The organism is Actinomycetospora sp., from assembly GCF_055612215.1.
Genome location: NZ_JBVPVA010000560.1, coordinates 1 through 1,689 on the forward strand (window position 1 = coordinate 1; position 1,689 = coordinate 1,689).

1 protein-coding gene is annotated in these 1,689 nt (G+C 75.1%); it reads right to left on the bottom strand.

What is annotated here, in order from left to right:
* A partial coding sequence (locus AC0CYZ_RS15465) for a winged helix-turn-helix domain-containing protein (RefSeq protein WP_472216845.1) occupies window positions 1–1,689 on the bottom strand: 1,689 nt, incomplete at both ends.

A 1,689-nucleotide genomic window follows, 5' to 3' on the forward strand; every position in this document is an offset into this window, starting at 1 on the left:
ACGCGGGCGCGCAGCTCGGCCGCCTCGCTCGGGAGGTCGCCGAGGTCAGGTCGTTGCAGGACGATGTCGTGCAGTTGGCGCAGGACCGCGCGGGCGCCGCCGGTGTCGCCGAGGCCGACGTAGCAGCGGCCCATCTCGAGCAGGGCCTGGGCCGAGACGACCGGCAGTGCCGGGGTGAGCAGGGGCCGCAGGCGAGCGGCCCGGGCGACGTGGTCCCGCGCGCGCACGACGTCGCCCTGGTGCATCGCCGAGCGGGCCGCGAAGGCGTACACCAACGCGCTCGTCCAGTACCGGTCGAGGCTGCCGTCCTGCACGAAGGTCAGCGCGTCCGCCGCGAACGCGTCGGCCTCGTCCCAGTCGTCGCGCCGGGTGGCCACCAGGCCGCGCTCGGCGAGGATGACCGGGAGGAGCGGCACGGCACCGGTGTCGGCGGCGACGTCGAAGGCGTGTGCCAGCAGGGCGTCGGCACGGTCCGGGTCGCCGTCGAGCAGGTGGGAGACGCCCTCGGTGTGCAGCATCGTGGCCCGGTAGGGGCTGGCCGGGCCGAGCCCGTCCATCGCGAGCCGGGCATCGTGGCGCATCTGCGCGACGCCGCGCCGGCACAGCAACGCCCGCAGGTACGCGAGGGTCCCCGCCATGGTGTTGCCGTCCGGGAGCGTCTCGTCGGCAGGCCCCTCCTCGGCGGCGCTCGCCCAGCGTGCCGCGTCGGCCGGCCTGCCGATCAACGCCATGATCAGCGCGGCGTGCGCCGCCACCCCCGCGTAGTGCTCGACGTCGGTCCGGCCGTCGAGCCATGTCGTCCAGCCGATCACGGTGTCGATGCGGCCGCTGGCCCACACCGGCTGCATCAGGGTGAGCACGAGGCGGGCCACCCGGGAGGCGTCGCCGGCGGACACGGCGTGGTCGATCGCGACCTCGGACATGCCGTTCGCCTCGTACCACTCCGCCGCCCGGAGGTGCAGCTCGGCCACGAGCTCCGGTTCCCGCCGCCCCAGCTCGGCACGCAGCAGCTCCCGGAACAGGTGGTGGTAGCGATACCACACGCGCCGGCGGTCGATCGGGACGATCAGCAGGTTGCGGCTCTCCAGCTCCTCGAGCGTCCGGGCGGACCCGGCTCCCCCGAGGACGGCATCACAGAGTCCGCCGCACACGCGGTCGAGGATCGAGGTGCGGCAGAGGAAGTCGACCTCGGCGTCGGACGCCCGGTCGAGGAGCTCCGACCGGAGGTAGTCGCCGACGAACCGGTCGTCACCGGTGATCGAGAACCCGGCGGCGGTCCGCGGGCTGCCCGCCCGCATCGCGAGTGCCGCGAGGTAGAGGCCCGCCGCCCAGCCCTCGGTCCGCTCGGCGAGGGCCGCGACGTCGCGCTCCTCGGCCTGGACCCCGGCGCCGCGGAGGACCGCCGCGGCCTCTCGTCCGGACATCGCGAGGTCGTCGGCGCCGAGCTCGAGGAGGCCGCCCTGCGCACGCAACCGAGCCGCCGGCAACGACGTCGTCGACCGCGAGGCGATGGCGAAGCGGGACCCGGCCGGGAAACCCAGGGCGAGCGCGGTGACCACGTCGAGGGACGCCATGCTGGTGATGGCCTCGGCGTCGTCGAGGACCAGCGCGACGGGCCGGTCCAGCGACGCGACGGCGGACACGAGCGCGGGGACCACGGTGATCGCCGGACCGGGCGTGGGTCCGTGA